The organism is Neisseria sp. Marseille-Q2251, assembly GCF_940793045.1.
Taxonomy (GTDB): Bacteria; Pseudomonadota; Gammaproteobacteria; order Burkholderiales; family Neisseriaceae; genus Neisseria.
On sequence record NZ_CALNWV010000031.1, the window covers coordinates 1 to 18,399 of the forward strand.

The 18,399-nt window shown below is 50.6% G+C and carries 20 protein-coding genes; 2 read left to right on the top strand and 18 right to left on the bottom strand.

The window, feature by feature from the left end; genetic code table 11:
* The 16 genes from AAG834_RS10025 to AAG834_RS10100 form a co-directional block, all read right to left on the bottom strand.
* A partial coding sequence (locus AAG834_RS10025; protein ID WP_342032028.1) for a hypothetical protein occupies window positions 1-280 on the bottom strand: 280 nt, incomplete at its 3' end.
* A gap of 174 nt (window positions 281-454) precedes the next feature.
* A complete protein-coding gene (locus tag AAG834_RS10030) occupies window positions 455-748 on the bottom strand; it encodes a hypothetical protein (protein WP_342032029.1) in 294 nt (97 codons plus the stop codon).
* Between the two features lie 209 nt (window positions 749-957).
* The gene (locus AAG834_RS10035; RefSeq protein WP_342032030.1) at window positions 958-1,527 is read right to left on the bottom strand and encodes a hypothetical protein; all 570 of its coding nucleotides are present in this window, start codon (window positions 1,525-1,527) and stop codon (window positions 958-960) included.
* 29 nt (window positions 1,528-1,556) lie between these two features.
* Window positions 1,557-2,000 carry a DUF6402 family protein gene (locus AAG834_RS10040; RefSeq protein ID WP_342032031.1) on the bottom strand — a complete coding sequence of 148 codons (444 nt, stop codon included), beginning with the start codon at window positions 1,998-2,000 and terminating at the stop codon, window positions 1,557-1,559.
* Window positions 2,001-2,023: 23 nt separating this feature from the next.
* A complete protein-coding gene (locus tag AAG834_RS10045) occupies window positions 2,024-2,377 on the bottom strand; it encodes a hypothetical protein (protein WP_036493024.1) in 354 nt (117 codons plus the stop codon).
* A 23-nt stretch (window positions 2,378-2,400) separates the two neighbouring features.
* On the bottom strand, window positions 2,401-2,547 hold the full coding sequence (locus AAG834_RS10050) for a hypothetical protein (RefSeq protein WP_159070332.1): 147 nt from the start codon (window positions 2,545-2,547) through the stop codon (window positions 2,401-2,403).
* 131 nt (window positions 2,548-2,678) lie between these two features.
* A complete protein-coding gene (locus AAG834_RS10055) occupies window positions 2,679-3,113 on the bottom strand; it encodes a hypothetical protein (RefSeq protein WP_342032032.1) in 435 nt (144 codons plus the stop codon).
* 89 nt (window positions 3,114-3,202) lie between these two features.
* Window positions 3,203-3,496, bottom strand: coding sequence for a hypothetical protein (locus AAG834_RS10060; RefSeq protein WP_342032033.1), 294 nt, complete (start codon window positions 3,494-3,496; stop codon window positions 3,203-3,205).
* Between the two features lie 41 nt (window positions 3,497-3,537).
* Entirely contained in the window at window positions 3,538-3,801 is a 264-nt protein-coding gene (locus tag AAG834_RS10065; RefSeq protein ID WP_342032034.1) for a hypothetical protein, read from the bottom strand.
* A gap of 105 nt (window positions 3,802-3,906) precedes the next feature.
* Window positions 3,907-4,380, bottom strand: a complete 474-nt coding sequence (locus tag AAG834_RS10070; RefSeq protein ID WP_342032035.1) for a hypothetical protein — start codon at window positions 4,378-4,380, stop codon at window positions 3,907-3,909.
* Between the two features lie 111 nt (window positions 4,381-4,491).
* A complete protein-coding gene (locus tag AAG834_RS10075) occupies window positions 4,492-4,986 on the bottom strand; it encodes a hypothetical protein (RefSeq protein WP_342032036.1) in 495 nt (164 codons plus the stop codon).
* Window positions 4,987-5,327: 341 nt separating this feature from the next.
* Window positions 5,328-6,932, bottom strand: coding sequence for an ABC transporter ATP-binding protein (locus tag AAG834_RS10080; protein ID WP_342032037.1), 1,605 nt, complete (start codon window positions 6,930-6,932; stop codon window positions 5,328-5,330).
* 22 nt (window positions 6,933-6,954) lie between these two features.
* Window positions 6,955-7,863, bottom strand: coding sequence for an oligopeptide ABC transporter permease OppC (oppC, locus tag AAG834_RS10085; RefSeq protein ID WP_049231158.1), 909 nt, complete (start codon window positions 7,861-7,863; stop codon window positions 6,955-6,957).
* A gap of 72 nt (window positions 7,864-7,935) precedes the next feature.
* Complete coding sequence (oppB, locus tag AAG834_RS10090; RefSeq protein ID WP_342032038.1) at window positions 7,936-8,856, bottom strand: oligopeptide ABC transporter permease OppB; 921 nt, start codon at window positions 8,854-8,856, stop codon at window positions 7,936-7,938.
* 333 nt (window positions 8,857-9,189) lie between these two features.
* On the bottom strand, window positions 9,190-10,986 hold the full coding sequence (locus tag AAG834_RS10095; RefSeq protein WP_342032039.1) for an aminopeptidase P family protein: 1,797 nt from the start codon (window positions 10,984-10,986) through the stop codon (window positions 9,190-9,192).
* A gap of 95 nt (window positions 10,987-11,081) precedes the next feature.
* Complete coding sequence (locus AAG834_RS10100; RefSeq protein ID WP_009312660.1) at window positions 11,082-12,707, bottom strand: peptide ABC transporter substrate-binding protein; 1,626 nt, start codon at window positions 12,705-12,707, stop codon at window positions 11,082-11,084.
* 312 nt (window positions 12,708-13,019) lie between these two features.
* On the opposite strand from AAG834_RS10100, the gene AAG834_RS10105 reads away from it, so the two are divergent.
* Window positions 13,020-14,003, top strand: coding sequence for a porin (locus AAG834_RS10105; RefSeq protein WP_342032040.1), 984 nt, complete (start codon window positions 13,020-13,022; stop codon window positions 14,001-14,003).
* 188 nt (window positions 14,004-14,191) lie between these two features.
* On the opposite strand, the gene AAG834_RS10110 is transcribed toward AAG834_RS10105, so the two are convergent.
* Window positions 14,192-15,844 carry an ArnT family glycosyltransferase gene (locus AAG834_RS10110; protein WP_342032041.1) on the bottom strand — a complete coding sequence of 551 codons (1,653 nt, stop codon included), beginning with the start codon at window positions 15,842-15,844 and terminating at the stop codon, window positions 14,192-14,194.
* Between the two features lie 392 nt (window positions 15,845-16,236).
* On the opposite strand from AAG834_RS10110, the gene AAG834_RS10115 reads away from it, so the two are divergent.
* Window positions 16,237-17,415, top strand: coding sequence for a phosphoglycerate kinase (locus tag AAG834_RS10115; RefSeq protein WP_342032042.1), 1,179 nt, complete (start codon window positions 16,237-16,239; stop codon window positions 17,413-17,415).
* Window positions 17,416-17,514: 99 nt separating this feature from the next.
* On the opposite strand, the gene ruvA is transcribed toward AAG834_RS10115, so the two are convergent.
* Window positions 17,515-18,099, bottom strand: coding sequence for a Holliday junction branch migration protein RuvA (ruvA, locus tag AAG834_RS10120; protein ID WP_342032043.1), 585 nt, complete (start codon window positions 18,097-18,099; stop codon window positions 17,515-17,517).
* Window positions 18,100-18,399: the final 300 nt, after the last annotated feature.

An 18,399-nucleotide genomic window follows, 5' to 3' on the forward strand; every position in this document is an offset into this window, starting at 1 on the left:
CGCATGAAGTAATAATGCCCTGCCATTGTTTCGCCGGAGCGTCGTCCGAACCGGCTGAAAAAGCGGCGGCGACTTCGGACAATACGGCCTCCTGCGGACGGATTTCAAACGCTGCGCGCTGGTTGAGATAGGAAGACAGCGGCAGTGAGGAATCGGTGGAGGTGGCGGTGATTTCGACGCGGTAGGCGGTGTTGGCGGCTTCGGAGGCGGTGAAGGATTTGACGGAGAGGGAGGGGGAGAAACGGGCGAAGGTGAGATGATAGGATTGGCGGGCAGTCATGGCGTTGAATTTAAAGATGACAATGAGGTTTGTATAGTAACTTGAATGTCATTGCCGGTAAAGCAAATGGGATAAACGGTAAAAAGGTCGCCTGAATGGAGGTTTTCAGACGACCTTGATAAATTCAATCTGTACTTGCTTGAAACTTAGTCAAGGATTCAAATAAGGAAGGATTTAACTCAATAATCGCCCCAAGCAAAATCCCTTAACTACTTCATCTTTAATTATCTCTCCACTGCTCCCAAGATAAATATGCCTCTCACAGAAATCGCCCGAGTCGCGATGAATTTCCATGAACTTCTGCTTTGGAGTTGGTACAGATTCATCTGTATAGAATACATCATCATTATCTGGCTGGAAAAAAGAAAAACCAAGATAGAGGGTTTCATTAATATTTTTTTTATTATATGAGAAGTAGATCGGGGAAGATTCATTCTTCTCTAAATTGAAACCCCAGTAATTTTTCATTGCTTCATCCTCAGTCTGATTTTCATACGTTCTAGAAACGTTAACTTGCAGCCAATAAGGAGATGAATTATGGATGACGATTTGTCGTTTTTGTTCAGTAATGAAGTCATGTATCACAAAGGGAAACACGCAAAGCAATATTAGGAGAATTATTTTTTTCATGATAGGTTAGAAAACCAAAGGTTCAAAGGGGGAGGAGCTCTTTCTGCTTAATAAAACAATTCAACCAGCCACTGGATAATTTTTGCATCTATGCGTTGAAGGAGGTTGGGATGCAGTGGCGCAACAGGACCGCCGTCAGGTCCGCCACTCCAGCCGATATATTCATCATCGATAGAGGGTCTTGCAAAATTTTCAGGAACCCATTCGGTGCCAAATGGGGATGTATCTCGATAATAGTAGAGCAAATTATCCTTTTCATCGGCAATAAAGATTGCTGTCCTAAAACCATTCCATCCTCTACAGGCAAAGATTTTTCTATTTTGTAATGTCTTTTGATCCTGTAATAATTTATTTTTAAATCTAATTATCTCTTCAACTTTTTCTTTCTCTCTGCTATGTCTGGTTTCACAAAACTCATATTCCTTATCATCAGATAATCCTTTTGAGATTTTGTTTATAAAATAAAATCCACAAGAATAATTGTTATATTCAATAAAGTCATTATTCTGATAGCATTCGCTATTTATATCCAGCTTATTAATTTCCTTTCCAATATCCTTGATTCTCCAATATTCCACTAACCCAAATATCAATATAAAGAAACCAAACCATTTCACTATTTTTTCTTTTTCATAAATTTTGCCTATTATTTCAAAACTACCTCAATTGGAGGGTCACAACGATATTCTTTCAAAGATGAAAATATCAGCAGATCCCCTCCTAGTCTGTTTAAATCTCGCCATTTGTTGAAATGGCTGTTCCTAACTGGGTAGAAACGGTCTTCCGGCTTGGAATCGAAAAGAGAAGGGGGCGCTGCTATATAGGCTGAGGCTACCCTCCGAGCCTCATGTTTTTCATCTATAATCTTATTTTTCTTATCTGAAAGCTGATGGCTATAAAACACATCAAATCCTGTATGATTCCAATGCCCTAGGTATTGATCTCCGCCATTATCGTTAAGAAAATCAAATGTATCTCGGATATAGAGATAAACGCTTTCTACAATCAATTTATTTCCAGGCATGCGGTATTTTCCGATGGCAGCTGCCAAAGTGCAGCCTGCGACAGTGGCGAAAAATTCGTCTTTCAATACACTTTACAAATATTGAATATCTACGGTTTAATACAAAGTCCATCATATTGTTTAACATCGGAAATTTTCTGATTTTCATCCAGGTAAATTTCCATGGTACAAAAGGTTATATCTTCTTTTAAAAAGATAGCTGTGTCATGTTTTGATATTAAAATAATACCATCTGGCTCAGATGACCAATCGAATGGAAAATAAAAAGTTACATTATTAGTAAAAAAAGGACGCAAGTATTCCTTACTACCATCACTCCTAATTAAGGTAATACTAGTGCGCTTACCTTCATTATAGTAAAAATATGTTACCTTAGGGTGGAGATTTTTATAAAAAAAACATAATAAAAAGATACATAAAACCATTAAAATTTTTTTATTCATAATCTATAACTTATTTTTACTTTCTAAACAAGTATGCCTTTTTCTTGCATCTGGCAATTCACAGAGAGATTTTTTATCTCTTCTCCCATCCCCGTTATTCGCCAATACTCAACTAACCCAAATATCAATATAAAGAAACCAAACCATTTCACTATTTTTTTCTTTTTCATAAACTTTGCCTATTATTTCAAAACTACTTCAATTGGGGATTGAAACAATATTATTTAAGGATAAAAATACCGGCAGATTTCCACCTGCTTTTTAAGTAATTGAATTATATAAAATAATATAGATTAAAATTTTATTTATGGCATAAATTATCAATAAATTTTGCTTCTATCCTATGGGAAATAGATGGGTTTATAGAAAAGGATTCTGCTTGAGCATATAGACCTAAATCGAATATACCTTCTTCATCTAAGTTCAAGTCTAATGGCATTCCTAGCCAAACCTCATTATAGAGATAATAAAAAGACAGTAATTTACCTTGGGCATCATATAAATAGATACCGGAGTTGAGGCCGTCTATGCTCAAAAAATTTCCTATACTATCCAAACAAACAACAATTTTTTTATTTTCACTTACGCTAAACCTTTCACATTGGTCTCCATCGCTAGGAACTTGATAACTAGGTAAAGTCTTTTCTTTATAATGGCAATATGCGCCATATCTAAAATAAAAATAAGAAAAAATTATAGTTAACAAAATGGTTATTAGAGCAAATTTTTTAAACATGATTCCACTTCAAAAGAAGGTCGTCTGAAAAGGCTCAGATGACCTTTATCAATTTTGGATTTCAACTCAATCTGTACTTGCTCAATGGATTAATTAAGAAGTGCTTTCTTCTTATTTAAATATTTTTTTATTTCTCTGATATTTTTCAATTTAAATTTCGTTTTTACATCAGTACCACCATCATATCCTGAAACATTTTTACCTAGAATATGATCTACAGATGTAAGTTGTAGTTCACTATTTTCTTCGCCTTTATAAATTTTATATAAATGAATCGTATAATCTTTACCCTCAGGTTGAGGGTAACAACAAAATTCCTCTGAAAATAGAGTAATAAGCAATGGAGGATGGCGATTATCCTTATACACGCTCACTGCTTCCAAGTTGATTTTCCTACTTGGACTATTCTCTTTTCTAAAATTTTTTAATTCATATTTTTTCCATTAACCACTATACTGTTATAGATTATTTCTTCTATTCCATCTATTCCGTTGATTTCGTCTATTTCTTCATGATGAATGGTGATACAGCGTGATGCCGAAAATAAAGCGTCATTCGTTTTGAAAAGGCTTAATTTGTAATTCTGATCATCACATGATTTATCCTCATTTTTAATAGATTGAATTTCCTGTCCGATGCAAAAACTGGATGAAAAAAACAGGATTATAGATATGATCAAAGATTTCATGATGTAACCTTTAAGAAAGAGGGTAAGTAGATTGGTAAGTAGGTTGGACGTAGAACAATGACACCTTCAAATCGCTAAAAATATTGGGTTCAGCCCAATCTAGGATTACAGTTCTTTTTTAAGTGTTCGTGTATCAAAGTCGATGACAAAAGGCTTGGATCGATAGCCACGCTCCATTCCTTCATAGAACACAGCTATACATTTAAATGTATATCTTTTTTGTTTAAATTTTTCCTGTACACAATTAAATCGGTCATCGTTGCTGCATAATCGTACACTTCCTGTCAACCTATCACTCTGGCTATTTTTTATATCACTAGATTCTGAATCAACAAAACCCAATAAATCTACAACATATGTTCGTTCGCTGCTTTCGCAATTAGCGTGGTGTAGATTTGTTTTTTTTAAATTATTTATCATTTCCTGTTTTGTATTGATAAAATCCATATCAAATACAACTTCATCAAATTCTTTGTTGATCACATAATTTTTAGGTTGCAGATCATAACCATTAAAAGAAACAATACATGAGGTCAGAAATAGAACTGCGATAAAAATTAAATATTTACCTTTCGACACTTTTTAACTCCTCTGGATAAGATGGCAAAAGCAGGTTTGTCTGTTTTCGAATTACTTTTGCGTAAAATGACGATGAACGAAGCTGACCAGTTGCTTAAATATTAGTGCTTACTACGGCTGTTGTTTAAGCATCCGTGTATCAAAGTCGATGATAAAAGGCTTGGATCGATAACCACGATCCATTCCCTCATAGAATGCAGCTACACATTTAAATGTATATCTTTTTTGTTTAAATTTTTCCTGTATACAATCAGATGAGTTATGGTATCTGCACAAGTGAATACTTCCTGTCAAACTATCAGTCTGACTATTTTTTAGCTCACTATATTCTGGACCAAGAATAAATCCAAATAACTCTACTTTACTAAATAACTTTGCATCATGTGTTTTTTCAACACTTTCACAATTGGCATGATGTGTATATGCTTTTTGTAAATTATTTATCATTTCTTGTTTAGTATTAATAAAATCTATATCAAACACGATTTCATTAAAATCTTTGTTGATCACATAATTTTTAGGTTGCAACTCATAATCATTAAAAGAAACGATACATGAGGCTAGAAATAGAACTGCGATAAAAATTAAATATTTACCTTTCGACACTTTTTAACTCCTCTGGATAAGATGGCAAAAGCAGGTTTGTCTGTTTTCGAATAGCTTTTGGGTAAACATGGCAGAGAAAGAACGGGATAGAACTAGCGGTCAGCCATGACGGTTTGGATGGGTTTATGATGAAAGTCTGAATATAAGTCAAAATGACAGGTAGGATAAACAACGGAGGATAAGAGGTAAAGATGTTGTATGGGTGGTTTTGTAAGGGAGGGAGATGAATGGGGCGGGGATGAAAGAAGGTCGTCTGAAAGTGGGTTTTCAGACGATCTTTTGACGTTAGGCGGATTCGTGGGTGAAGCCCACGCTACATTTTGATTTCAGACGACCTTGGGTCAGAGGTCGAAGGCGGCGTTGATGAGGCGTTTGGTGTAGTCTTTCTGCGGGTGGTGGAAGATTTGGTCTGCGCTGCCGTATTCGACGAGTTCTCCGTGCTGCATGACGGCGACGTTGTCGCTGACGGCGCGGACGACGGAGAGGTCGTGGCTGATGAAGATGTAGGTCAGTCCGTATTTGGTTTGGAGTCCGCGCAGCAGTTCGACGACTTTGATTTGGACGGAGCGGTCGAGGGCGGAGGTGGGTTCGTCGAGGAGGATGAACTTGGGCCGCAGGATGAGGGCGCGGGCGATGGCGATGCGTTGGCGTTGTCCGCCTGAGAATTCGTGCGGGTAGCGGTTGAGCGCGTCGGCGGGCAGGGAGACTTCGTCCAGGACTTTGAGGACGAGTTCGGTGCGCTGGGCTTTGGTCATTTCGGGGCGGTGGACGGTGAGGCCTTCGCCTATGATTTCGCCGACGGTGAGGCGGGGGGAGAGTGAGCCGTAGGGGTCTTGGAAGACGATTTGGCGTTCGGCTTTGAGCTGGCGCGCGCGTTCGGGGGTGAGGGCGGCGAGGTCGCTGCCGTCGAAGTGTATGCTGCCTTGGTAGGGGAGCATTTGCATGATGGCTTTGCCGAGTGTGGATTTGCCGGAACCGGATTCGCCGACGATGCCGAGGGTTTCGCCTTGGCGGATGGCGAGGCTGATGTTTTTGACGGCGTGGAAGGTTTTGAGGGGTTTGCCGAAGAAGTTGTGTTTGAGGGTGAAGTGGACGTCGATGCCGTCGGCACGGATGAGCTCGGGCGGGTTGCCTTCTACGGGGTCTTTCATGCCTTTGGGGACGGAGTGGATGAGTTGGGCGGTGTAGGGGTGGGTCGGGTTGGCGAAAACTTGTTTGATTTTGCCGCGCTCGACGATTTCGCCGTCTTTCATGACGCAGACGGTTTCGGAGTAGTGTTCGGCGAGTCCGAGGTCGTGGGTGATGAAGATTATCGCCATGCCCATTTGTTTTTGGAGGTCGTGGAGGAGGTCGAGGATTTCTGCCTGGATGGTGACGTCGAGGGCGGTGGTGGGTTCGTCGGCGATGAGCAGGGCGGGTTCGTTGAGCAGCGCCATGGCGATCATGATGCGCTGGAGCTGGCCGCCTGAGAATTCGTGGGGGTATTGTTTCAGACGACGTTCTGCTTCGCGGATGCCGACGCGGTTGAGGAGGTCGAGGATGCGTTCGCGGGCGGCTTTGCGGGTGATGGTTTTGTTGTGGACGCGCAGGGCTTCTGTGAGCTGGGTGCCGATTTTCATGAAGGGGTTCAGCGAGGTCATGGGCTCTTGGAAGATGAAGCTGATACGTCCGCCGCGCAGGCTGCGGAGGTTTTTTTCGTCTGCGTCGAGGATGGATGTGCCGTCGAAGGTGATGCGTGAGTCTTGTCCGTAGCGGGTGGTGTTTTCGGGCAGGAGGCGCATGAGGGACATAGCGGTAACGGATTTGCCGGAACCGGATTCTCCGACGAGGGCGAGGGTTTCGCCTTTGGCGACTTTGAAGCTGATGTTGCGCACGGCGTGGACGGTTTTTTCGTGGAGTTGGAAGCGGATGTCGAGGTTTTCGACGGTGAGTAACGGGGTGTTCATGGGTGTGTCCTCGTGGTGTGTGTCAGCGGTCTTTGGGGTCGAGTGCGTCGCGCAGGCCGTCGCCGATAAAGTTGAAGCAGAAGAGGGTGGCGACGAGGAAGAAGCAGGGGACGAGGAGCTGCCACGGGGCGGCTTCCATGGAGGCTGCACCTTCTTGGAGCATGGAGCCCCAACTGGTTTTGGGTTCTTGTACGCCCAATCCGAGGAAGCTGAGGAAGGATTCGAACATGATCATGCCGGGTACGAGCAGGGAGGCGTAAACCATGACGACGCCGAGTACGTTGGGGATGATGTGGCGGGTAACGATGCGGCGTCGGGATACGCCTGTGATGCGGGCGGCTTCGACGAATTCTTTGTGTTTGAGGCTGAGGGTTTGACCGCGGACGATGCGGGCGACGTCCAGCCATGAGACGAGTCCGATGGCGACGAAGATGAGTAAGAGATTGCGCCCGAAGAAGGTGGTCAGCAGGATGACGAAAAACATAAACGGAAAGGCGTTGAGGATTTCGAGCAGGCGCATCATGACGGAGTCGAGTTTGCCGCCGAAGAAGCCTGCGAGCGCGCCGTAGAGCGTGCCGATGACGACGGCGACGAGTGCGCCTGCAATGCCGATGAGCAGGGAAATGCGTCCGCCGGCGGCGGCTCGGGTAAAGAGGTCGCGTCCGAGCAGGTCGGTGCCGAAGTAGTGGCGGGTGGCGAAGGAAGGCGGGATTTGCATGTTGTCCCAGTCGGTGTGGTCGTAGGTGTAGGCGCTGACCCAGGGGACGGCGATAACGAAGAGGATAATGGCGGCAAGGATGAAGACGCTGCACAGGGCGGCTTTGTTGTTGCTGAAACGCCGCCATGCGTCCTGCCACAGGCTGCGTCCGTGTACTTGTGCCTGTTCGGCGGCTTCTGCTATGGCGCGGGAATTTTTCTTGTTGAATAGCATGGTGTTCTCCGTTTTTTGTTCGGGGGTCGTCTGAAAACGGCAAAACCGGTTTTCAGACGACCTTTTTTGCTTTTAATAGCGGATTTTGGGGTCGATCAGGGCGTAGAGGATGTCGAGTACGGCGTTGAAGACGATGGTCAGTACGCCGACGAGGATGGTCAGTCCCAAGATCATGCCGTAGTCGCGGTTGAGCGCGCCGTTGACGAAGAGTTGTCCGATGCCGGGCAGTCCGAAGACGCTTTCGATGACGATGGCGCCGGTGATGATGCCGACGAAGGCGGGAACGAGATAGGAGAGGATGGGCAGCATGGCGGGACGCAGTGCGTGGCGCAGGACGATGCTGTTCATGGACAGCCCTTTGGCGCGGGCGGTGCGGATGTAGGGGCTGTTCAACACTTCTATCATCGCGCCGCGCGTGATGCGGGCGAGGCCTGCGACATAGCCGATGGAGAGGGCGGCGACGGGCAGGATGAGGCTGGTCAACGAGCCGTCATTCCAGCCGCCGGCGGGCAGCCATTTGAGGGTGATGGCGAAGATGAAAATCATGATGGGGGCTTTGACGAAGCTGGGGACGACGATGCCGGTCATGGCGGCGGTCATGATGGTGTAGTCCGCCCATGTGTTGCGCCTGAGCGCGGCGATGGTGCCCATGAGTACGCCCAAAACGGTGGAGACGATGAAGGCGTACACGCCCAGTTCGACGGAGACGGGCAGAGCTTGGGCGAGCAGCTCGTTGACGTTGTAGTCTTTGTATTTGAACGAGGGGCCGAGGTCGCCGTGGGCGAGTTGTTTGAGATAGTTGAAGTATTGCAGGTACATCGGGTCGTTCAGGTGGTATTTGGCCTCGATGTTGGCCAGTACGGCGGGCGGTACGTTTTTGTCGCCGGTGAAGGGGCTGCCGGGTGCGAGCCGCATCAGGAAGAATGAGACGGTAATCAGTACCAGCATGGTGGGGATGGCGGAAAGTATGCGGCGGATGATGAATTTCAGCATATCGTACCTGCTCGGGGCGTGGTGGGTCGGAATATGCCTGAATACGGGAAGGCGGTCTGAACGGGTGTTCGGACGCTTGGGATGGTTTCTCTTCTTTGTAGTCAGGCCCTTGGTTTTTGGGTGTGCGGGCTTTTGCTTTTTTTATGGTCGTCTGAAAACTTTAGAATAGGATTTCGGACGGTTTTTTATTGTGGCAGTCGCGGGCGGAAGCCTGCGTTTTGGGTTTGTTTCGGAGGTCGTCTGAAATCGGATTTTTGGTTTCAGACGACCTTTTTGCTGGTGTTTCTCGTGGGCAAAGCCCACGCTACGGCCTTTTTCAGACGACCTTTGCGGTTAACGCGCCAGCGGTTCGGTGCGTTTGATCAGCCATGCTTTTGCCGCGCCTTCGGTCAGCGGCTCGAGGCGGCGGCGGACTTCGGCGTGGTAGCGGTTGACCCACTCGATTTCGCCGTCGGTCATCATGGCGGTGTCCATCAGGCGGGTGTCGATGGGGCAGAGGGTCAGGGTTTCGAAGTACAAGAAGCTGCCGAACTCGGTTTCCTGCGGGTTGGCAACAGCTTGGTTGGCGGCGAGGTTCTCAATGCGGATGCCCCATTTGCCGGGACGGTAGAGTCCGGGTTCGATGGAGGTAACCATGCCTTTTTTCATGGCGTGCTGCGGGCCGGGAACGGCGGCGCAGGCGATGACTTGCGGACCTTCGTGGACGTTGAGGAAATAGCCTACACCGTGTCCGGTGCCGTGTCCGTAGTCGCATTGCGCCTGCCACAGGGGTTTGCGGCAGATGGCGTCTATCATCGGCGAGAGGATGTTTTCGGGGAACACGGCTTCGGCAAGCGCGATATGGGCTTTGAGAACGAGGGTGTTGTCGCGTTTTTGTTCGGCGGTCGGTGTGCCGACGGGGATGACACGGGTGATGTCGGTCGTGCCGCCTTTGTATTGCGCGCCGGAGTCGATGAGCAGCAGACCGTTGCCGCTGATGGTGCTGTGGCTTTCAGGTGTCGCGCTGTAATGCGGCAGGGCGGCGTTGGCGTTGAAGCCTGCGATGGTGTCGAAACTCAATGAGATGAAGCCCGGGCGTACGCTGCGGTGGCGGTAGAGCATGGTGTCCACGTCGATTTCGGTCAGGCTGCCGCCGTTGTCGATGATGTCTTCAAACTCGGCGAAGAAGCCGCACAACGCCGCGCCGTCGTGTTCCATCGCTTCGCGGATGTGGGCGATGTCGGCTTCGGATTTGACGGATTTGAAGAAGGTGGACGGGTTGATGCTCTCGATAAGGCGCACGCTTTCGGGCAGGCGCACGAGCGTGCTGACGGCGGTTTTGTTCGGTTCGATGAGCAGCGCGCCGCCGATTTGCGCAAGTTTGTCGGCAACTTGGGCATAAGGTTCGACCGTGATGCCGGCGGTTTGCAGCGCGGCGGCGGCTTCGGCGTTCAGACGACCTTGGTCGGTAAACAGGACGGCGTTGTCTTTGCCGATAAGCAGGAAGGACACGAAAACGGGGTTGAAAGGCACGTCGCTGCCGCGCAGGTTGGTCAGCCAAGCGATGTCGTCAAGCGAGGAAACCAAGTGGTAATCCGCGCCTTTTTCTGCCATGACGGCGCGCACGCGGGCGAGTTTCTCGGCGGCGGACTCGGAGACGTAGGCGGGGTCGTGGATGAACACGGTTTCGGCGGGGATAGCGGGACGGCTTGTCCACACTTGATCAAGCAGGTCGTCGGGGTGTTCGATGCGGATGTTTTTGGCGGCTAGGGATTGCGCCAAAGTGCGTTTGCCGGTGAGCGAGACCATATCGGAAGGGATGCCGACGGCAGCGTTTTCGGGCAGGTTTGCCGCGAGCCATTCGTTGTACGGCGGAACTTGCCCGCTTTTTTGCAGCTCGATGCCGCTGCCCGCAAGCTGTTTGGTCGCCTGCTCCCAATAGCGGCTGTCCACCCACACGCCCGCTTCATCGGCGGTTACGACGAAAGTGCCGACCGAGCCGGTAAAGCCCGACAATTCGCGGCGCGCCTGCCAGTGTGCAGGCAGGTATTCGGAAAGATGGGGGTCGGCGGAGGGGATGACGAGTGCGTCCAAGCCTTGCGCCTTCATGGCTTCGCGCAATGCGGACAGGTAATTCGATACGGTATTCATGAACGGGATTCTCCAATAGGGTTTCGCGGTTTCAGACGACCTCTTCAATTTAGTGTACGGGGAAGTCGTCTGAAAAACGTGTCTATGTTATCAAATCACTTCTTGGGTGCAAACGACCAATTCTTAACAGTATAGTTTTTCAGCGGGTCGCGGTCGGAGTAGCCTTGGATGTCGGGTTTCACCAGATTGATGCTGACTTGGTGATACAGCGGGATAAAGGCGTCGTCGCGTTGCAGCATCGCCTCGGCGCTGACGTAGCGGCGGGCGCGTTCTTCGGCGGAAATGCCCGCTTCGAGCGTGCTGTTCATCAGCTTGTCAAACTCGGGATTCTTGTAATGGAAGGCGTTGTTCGGATTGTTGGATTTGAAAATATTGAGCATGCCCGCAGGGTCGTTGTAGTCGGAACACCAGCCCGCGAACGCCATGCTGAAATTGCCCTGCATGCGCTTGTCCAAGAAGGTTTTCCATTCTTCGTTCATCAACGTGGGGCGAACGAACGGCACGGTCGCCTTCCAAATGGATTGCAGCGCGGTGATTTGTTTTTTGGCGGCCTCGCTGGTGGTATAGACGATTTGGAACTCGAACGGTTTCTCTTCGCTATAACCCGCTTCGCGCAAGAGTTTTTCTGCTTCGGCAATACGCGCTTCGCGTTTCAGCGGCTTCCACGCAGGCGCAGACTCGCCGCCGCCCTGCATATTCGGCGGGGTAAGCTGGAACGCTTCCTTGTCGCCGCGTGCGGCAACCTTGGTAATGATGGCGCGGTCGGTCAGCAGGTTGAGCGCGCGGCGGACTTTGGGATTTTTAAATTCGGCGGATTCCAAGTTCGGCTCTAAAAACCAAGAACACAGCAAAGTCGCGCGCCGAACCTGACCGGGAAATTCTTTCTCGGCAATCTTAATCTGGTCGGAAGGGATGCCGTAGGTAACGTCCACTTCGTCGGCGCGGTAGCGGTCGTATTCTTTGCCGCTGGCGAGGAACACCGCCCGCGGGATGGATACTTTTTTGCTGTCGTAATAAGCGGGGTTTTTATCCATGGTGATGTGGCTGTTGACGTGCCATTCTTTGAGGATGTATGCGCCGCTGGAGACATAATTGCCCGGCTGCGTCCATTTTTCACCGAATTTCTCGACCGTGGCGCGGTGGACGGGATAGGTGAATTGCTGAATCAGCATGTCGGGGAAATACGGCACAGGCGCGGTGAGCGTGAATTGCAGCGTTTTCTCGTCCAAAGCCTTGACGCCCAAAGTATCCGGCTTCGCCTTGCCTTGCAGGATTTCCGCCGCCCCCTGTATTTTCGCGTCTTCCAAATAGCTGCTGCTAGGCGCGGCGACTTCGGGATCGGCGAGGCGGCGGAAGCTGTAAACGAAATCTTCGGCGGTAATCGGGTCGCCGTTGCTCCATTTCGCATCGCGCAGGTGGAACGTCCAAACGCGCCCTTCGTCCGACGGCTCCCATTTCAACGCCAACGCGGGAATGGTTTTGCCTTCGGCATCCGTACTGACCAAGCCGTCCATCATCTGACGGATAATCGCGCCCGCCGCCATATCCGAGCTTTTTTGCGGGTCGAGCGTACTCGGTTCGACTGCGTTGCTGATGACGATTTTATTGTATTCGCTGCGTTTGAATTCGGGCGCGGGCTTGACTTCGCGATGACACGCCGACAGCGCAAGCACCACGGCAAGCGATAAAGCCGATACGGAATAAAGTTTGGTCGGCAGCACGTTGTTTCTCCTCTTTTCCTTATCTCCCCTCAGGTTTGAGTCTTGCAGAAATAAAAAATTACATACGACTACAAAATAGGGAAATATTCTGAATTTAGGCGGATAAAAAGATTTATTCTCTATAAATATCTGAAAAAATCCGCCTGTTCTTGGAATTGGTTTGCAAGATAACACAAAAAAACGCCATAAAAAACATTTTTGAAAATAAAAGTTACAAGCGATTACAAAAATATTGATTTTTTTGCAAGCCTAAAATAGTATAAAACCCTGTTGAAACAAAAGTTCAGAAAAATCAAACAAAAGGAGAATAAAATGAAGAAGTTGCTGATGATTGCGGTTGCCGTCCCGCTTGCCGTTCCCGCGTTCGCATCCGATAACGAAGCCAAAATCGGCGGACGGATATTTACCTCCATCGAGCACGAACGCAACGGCAAAGGCCAATCCGCTACCGATATATCCGACAACAACAGCCGCATTTGGATTATGGGCAGTGAAAAACTCGACAAAGACCTCAAGCTCATCTACGGCGTCAATTCATTCGTCGCCTTCGACTACAACGGCTGGAGTACGGACGACTCCTATGTCGGCCTGCGCGGCGATTTCGGTACTGTCCGCGCCGGCTGGCTCAGTACCCCCATGCACTACCTGACCGGCGAACAAGACGCATTCAACGGCAACAACCACACCCAAACCATGGGGCGCATGACCCGTTTCGGCGGCCGTGAAATCGCCCTGAACTACGAATCCAAAACCTTCGACAACGGCTTCAACTACCGCGTCCAAATCGCGCCCGGTGCCAACAAATACAAAGACAGAAAGCGCAATGGCGACTGGATGGCGGGATTAGGCTTGCACTATAAACACCCGACCAACGGCTTCAATGCCCACTACGCCCTCGAATACGCCCGCAACGGTTCGCCTGACGATACCAAAGACAGGCAGGTTCATTCCATGAAAGTCGGCTACGACAAAGACAATCTCTACCTCGCCGCCGGTATGATGTACGCCCGCAATGTCGCCGACAAATTCCACTGGGAAGACGAAACCAAAACCAATACCAACACCCGCGATTTTCAAGTCACCGCCGGCTACACCATGGGCAACATCACCCCCAAACTCGGCGTCGCCTACGGCCGCTCCGATACCGGCAAGAACTACAAACAGCTCGCGTTCAATACCGAATACAAATTCTCCAAACGCACGACCCTCTCGTTCAACTCAGGCGTAGTCAAAGAAAGCAAAGACCCCAAAACCGGCTGGGCGGCAGGCGTGTCGCTGGAACACAGTCTGCAATAACGCGGGATTTGAAGCGTAAAAGGTCGTCTGAAAACCTGAATATGGGTTTTTCAGACGACCTTTGTGTTTATCAAATGCCCGTCAGACGTATTCTTGCAAACGATGTTTCTGATACTCAAATCCTCATGAAAAAACGTCGTCTGAAACTGATTTTCAGACGACGTTTGCCATTCACGCCCCTAGCGGATTCATTCCGCTTTCTCCAGCAGGGCGAAGCCTTCCACTTTGTTTCTCGGGCGCGCGCCCTGCCAGATTTTCGTCCAGCCCGGCGGCGCATCGGTATTTTTAGGCTGCTGCACCAGACGGTAGCGGCAGGCAGCGTCGTCGATATGGAGTGTCAAGTCGCTGTATTGCGCCCAAGCGATACGGGCGCGGTGGTCTTCGTTGGCGATGCTGATACATTCTAGGTCGTCTGAAAGCCGTTGTTTCAGTTCGGGAGAGAGGGCGGCTTCCATTTGGAGGACGACGGGCGCGTGGCTTTTGGCGGCGTCGAGCCACGGCAGGAACAGGGTCATCAGCAATGCCCATGCCAGCGTAACGCCTGCCGCCCAGTTGGTCACTGCCTGTCTGCCGCGGATGTTTTTGCGGGTAATCGCCCACAGCCACAGCGGGGTAAACAACAGGGCGACCGCCATCGGTATCGGGTCGATGTCGGGCGTGTAATACGGGCTGAAATAGGCGGCGCGTTCGGCGAGTTTGGCAGGCCAGCCGTAGTTCATAGCGAAGAAGCCCGTCCACAGGAAAATGGCGAAAAGTCCGAACGCCATGACGCCGAACCAGTTGATAAACGCCGCCGCGCCGCGCCGCAGTCCGTCCAGTTGCGCCGCGCCGAGCAGGGCAAGCGGGGGCAGCAGCCAAACGAGGTTGTCTTGCAGGCGTTGCGGGCTGACGGCAAGAATGCTGAGGACGATGAGGAACCACGAAATGCACAATACGCTCCAGTTTTTTTCGCGGATGCGGGGGCGGCTTAACGTCCATGCGGCGAGCGGCCACGCGGGCAGCGTGAACCAGAGCAGGTTTTTCAGGTAATAGAACAGGCTGAAGGTCGTCTGAAAACCACCCAAACCACCGAATGCGCCGAGCGAGTGATGTTGCAGCCAGATGGAAAAGAGTTCGGGCTGCGTTCTGGAGAAGATGAGCGGGTAAACCGTCAACAGCGGCAGTCCGATGGCAAACGCGCCGACCAGCGTCAGGTAATAACGTTTGACGCGCCATTGCGCATCGAGCAACAGGGCGGGTGCTAAAAACATCAGCGCGGCGGTCATCAGATAGCCCGATGAAAGCGACAGCAACGCCCAGCCGCAGCCCAGTAGCAGTGAGGCGGTAATGACGCGGCGTTGCGCCAATGAAAAGCCGCACAATATCATGCCCGATGCGGCAAAGGCGGCGGAAGCGGGGTTGAGGAAGTGCGCGACCGAGAGCAGTCCGATGCTGCCGATCAGGATAAGGACGACGCTGCGTCCGTGGTGTCTGCCCAAAAAGTTGAATCCGGCAAAACCGCAGGCGGTCAGTCCGATAATCGTAAAGAAAACGCCCGCAAAACGCGCGGCATCATAAGCGTCCGCCGCCCAAGGCGACAATAGGTGCTTGAACGCCGCCGCCACCCACAAATAGACGGGTGGAATCTGAAAATCCGGCTGTCCCAACACATGGGCGACCAACGGCGTCTCGCCTGCGTCTAAGGCTTCGACAGCGGTGAAGACGGCGGGTTCGGCGGGGTTCCACAAGTCGTGCGAAAACACGCCCGGCCACAGCCAGGCAAATGCCATCAGCAGCAAGAGCCAGGGTTTTTCATGGGTTTTGGCAGGTTGGCGCGGGTCTGGCGGGGTGTAAGTGAGCATAGTTTTGAGGATGTGAACGTATTTTCGTGTAGTTTAGCAAAGATTCGGCGGGAGGTCGTCTGAAAGGAAGGTTTTGGTTTTTTATAGTGGATTAACTTTAAATCAGGACAAGGCGACGAAGCCGCAGACAGTACAGATAGTACGGAACCGATTCACTTGGTGCTTCAGCACCTTAGAGAATCGTTCTCTTTGAGCTAAGGCGAGGCAACGCCGTACTGGTTTAAAGTTAATCCACTATACTGCATACAAACCACGTTTTCAGACGACCTTATATCGCCGCTGCCGCTGACGCAAATCAAGCGCAGACAAATCCCGCCTTTACCGATGCGCCCCGTTCGCGGATAATTGAGAACATTCCCATTTCCGTTTCCAACCTTCACAAAGGATACACCATGGCATTTCTGAAACTGACCGAACAAAACGTGCAGGGCAAAACCGTCCTCATCCGCGCCGATATGAACGTGCCGTTCAAAGACGGCAAAATCAGCGACGACACCCGTATCCGCGCCTCGCTCGCGTCCATCAAATATTGCTTGGACAACGGCGCGTCCGTTATCGTGATGACCCACTTGGGCCGCCCGACCGAAGGCGAGTTCCATCCTGAAGACGATGTCGCGCCCGTTGCCGCGCACTTGGGCAACTTGTTGGGCAAAGACGTGAAAGTATTGAACAACTGGCGTGAAAACAAACCCGCCCTGAACGCGGGCGATGTCGTCATGCTGCAAAACGTGCGCATCAACAAAGGCGAGAAGAAAAACGATTTGGAACTGGGCAAAGCCTATGCCGCCTTGTGCGACGTGTTCGTTAACGACGCGTTCGGCACCGCCCACCGCGCCCAAGCCTCGACCGAAGCCGTCGCCCAAGCCGCGCCCGTTGCCTGCGCCGGCGTATTGATGGCGGGCGAACTCGACGCTTTGGGCAAAGCCCTGAAAGAGCCTGCGCACCCGATGGTGGCGATTGTCGCCGGCAGCAAAGTGTCCACCAAGCTGACCATCCTCGAATCGCTGGCGGACAAAGTCGACCAACTCATCGTCGGCGGCGGCATCGCCAACACTTTCCTGTTGGCGGAAGGAAAAGCCATCGGCAAATCACTGGCGGAACACGATTTGGTGGAAGAATCCAAAAAAATCATGGCGAAAATGGCGGCCAAAGGCGGCTCCGTACCGCTGCCGACCGATGTCGTCGTTGCCAAAGCCTTTGCCGCCGATGCCGAAGCGGTGGTAAAAGACATTGCCGACGTTGCCGAAGACGATATGATTTTGGACATCGGTCCGAAATCCGCCGCCGCGCTTGCCGAACTGCTCAAAGCCGCAGGCACGGTGGTGTGGAACGGTCCGGTCGGTGTGTTTGAGTTTGACCAGTTCGCGGGCGGCACGAAAGCTCTTGCCGAAGCCATCGCCCAAAGCAAAGCATTCTCGATTGCGGGCGGCGGCGACACGCTGGCGGCGATTGCCAAATTCGGCGTTACCGACCAAATCGGCTACATCTCCACCGGCGGCGGCGCGTTCCTCGAATTTTTGGAAGGCAAAGAGTTGCCCGCCGTAGCCGCTTTGGAAAAACGCGGCGCGTAAGCGGTTTGACGTAAAAAAGAGGTCGTCTGAAAACCTGAATCGGGTTTCAGACGACCTTTTTGTATGGTTGCCGCGTTTTGACGGCAAGGCAGGGTATGTTTATTTCAACAGGTTTTTCAAAGCCAAGCGAACGCCTTCGCCGACTTCCGTGCCTTTGGGGATGCCTTTGATGGCGGCTTTTGCCTCGCGTTCGTTGTAACCCAGCACAATCAAGGTGTTGACGATGTCGTCCGTTTCGTCGGCGGCAGGCGCGGCGGCAAAAAGCCCGTCGGCAGCGGCATGGGAAACCAGTTTGCCGCGCAGTTCCAAAACCATGCGTTCGGCGGTTTTTTTGCCGATGCCCGGGGCGGAGGACAGGCGTTTGATATCTTCATCGGCAACCGCGCGGGCAAGCTCGTCGGCGGACATGGCGGAGAGTATGCCCAGCGCGGTTTTCGCGCCGATGCCGCTGACTTTGACCAACTGGCGGAACGTCGCCCGCTCGTCGGCAGTCGCAAAGCCGAACAATAAATGCGCGTCTTCACGGACGACAAGCTGGGTGTACAGCTGTACGGTTTCGCCCAAGGCGGGCAGGTTGTAGAAGGTCTGCATGGATACGTCGGCTTCGTAGCCGACGCCGTTGACGTCGATGACGATTTGCGGCGGGTTTTTCTCGATAAGCTTGCCGGTTAGTCTGCTGATCATGTGGATTCCGAGTGGCGTTGGCGGGGTCGTCTGAAAACGCGGTTTTGTATAGTGGATTAACTTTAAACCAGTACGGCATTGCCTCGTCTTAGCTCAAAGAGAACGATTCTCTAAGGTGCTGAAGCACCAAGTGAATCGGTTCCGTACTATCTGTACTGTCTGCGGCTTCGTCGCCTTGTCCTGATTTAAAGTTAATCCACTATATTTGCCGACGTTTCAGATAACCTTGATGGTTTGGCGGGTTAGTTTTAAAACGATACGGCGTTTCCGTATGGTTTGGTTTGCGTGTATCTGAAAGAT

What these genes read in the sequence shown, in the direction of transcription:
- AAG834_RS10105 (WP_342032040.1), top strand. Translation starts at nt 13,020, where the DNA reads ATGAAGAAGTTGCTGATGATTGCGGTTGCCGTCCCGCTTGCCGTTCCC.
- AAG834_RS10095 (WP_342032039.1), bottom strand. Translation starts at nt 10,986, where the DNA reads ATGAATACCGTATCGAATTACCTGTCCGCATTGCGCGAAGCCATGAAG.
- AAG834_RS10115 (WP_342032042.1), top strand. Translation starts at nt 16,237, where the DNA reads ATGGCATTTCTGAAACTGACCGAACAAAACGTGCAGGGCAAAACCGTC.
- AAG834_RS10050 (WP_159070332.1), bottom strand. Translation starts at nt 2,547, where the DNA reads ATGAAAAAGAAAAAAATAGTGAAATGGTTTGGTTTCTTTATATTGATA.
- AAG834_RS10080 (WP_342032037.1), bottom strand. Translation starts at nt 6,932, where the DNA reads ATGAACACCCCGTTACTCACCGTCGAAAACCTCGACATCCGCTTCCAA.
- AAG834_RS10055 (WP_342032032.1), bottom strand. Translation starts at nt 3,113, where the DNA reads ATGTTTAAAAAATTTGCTCTAATAACCATTTTGTTAACTATAATTTTT.
- AAG834_RS10065 (WP_342032034.1), bottom strand. Translation starts at nt 3,801, where the DNA reads ATGAAATCTTTGATCATATCTATAATCCTGTTTTTTTCATCCAGTTTT.
- AAG834_RS10030 (WP_342032029.1), bottom strand. Translation starts at nt 748, where the DNA reads ATGAAAAATTACTGGGGTTTCAATTTAGAGAAGAATGAATCTTCCCCG.
- AAG834_RS10110 (WP_342032041.1), bottom strand. Translation starts at nt 15,844, where the DNA reads ATGCTCACTTACACCCCGCCAGACCCGCGCCAACCTGCCAAAACCCAT.
- AAG834_RS10045 (WP_036493024.1), bottom strand. Translation starts at nt 2,377, where the DNA reads ATGAATAAAAAAATTTTAATGGTTTTATGTATCTTTTTATTATGTTTT.
- oppC (WP_049231158.1), bottom strand. Translation starts at nt 7,863, where the DNA reads ATGCTATTCAACAAGAAAAATTCCCGCGCCATAGCAGAAGCCGCCGAA.
- oppB (WP_342032038.1), bottom strand. Translation starts at nt 8,856, where the DNA reads ATGCTGAAATTCATCATCCGCCGCATACTTTCCGCCATCCCCACCATG.
- ruvA (WP_342032043.1), bottom strand. Translation starts at nt 18,099, where the DNA reads ATGATCAGCAGACTAACCGGCAAGCTTATCGAGAAAAACCCGCCGCAA.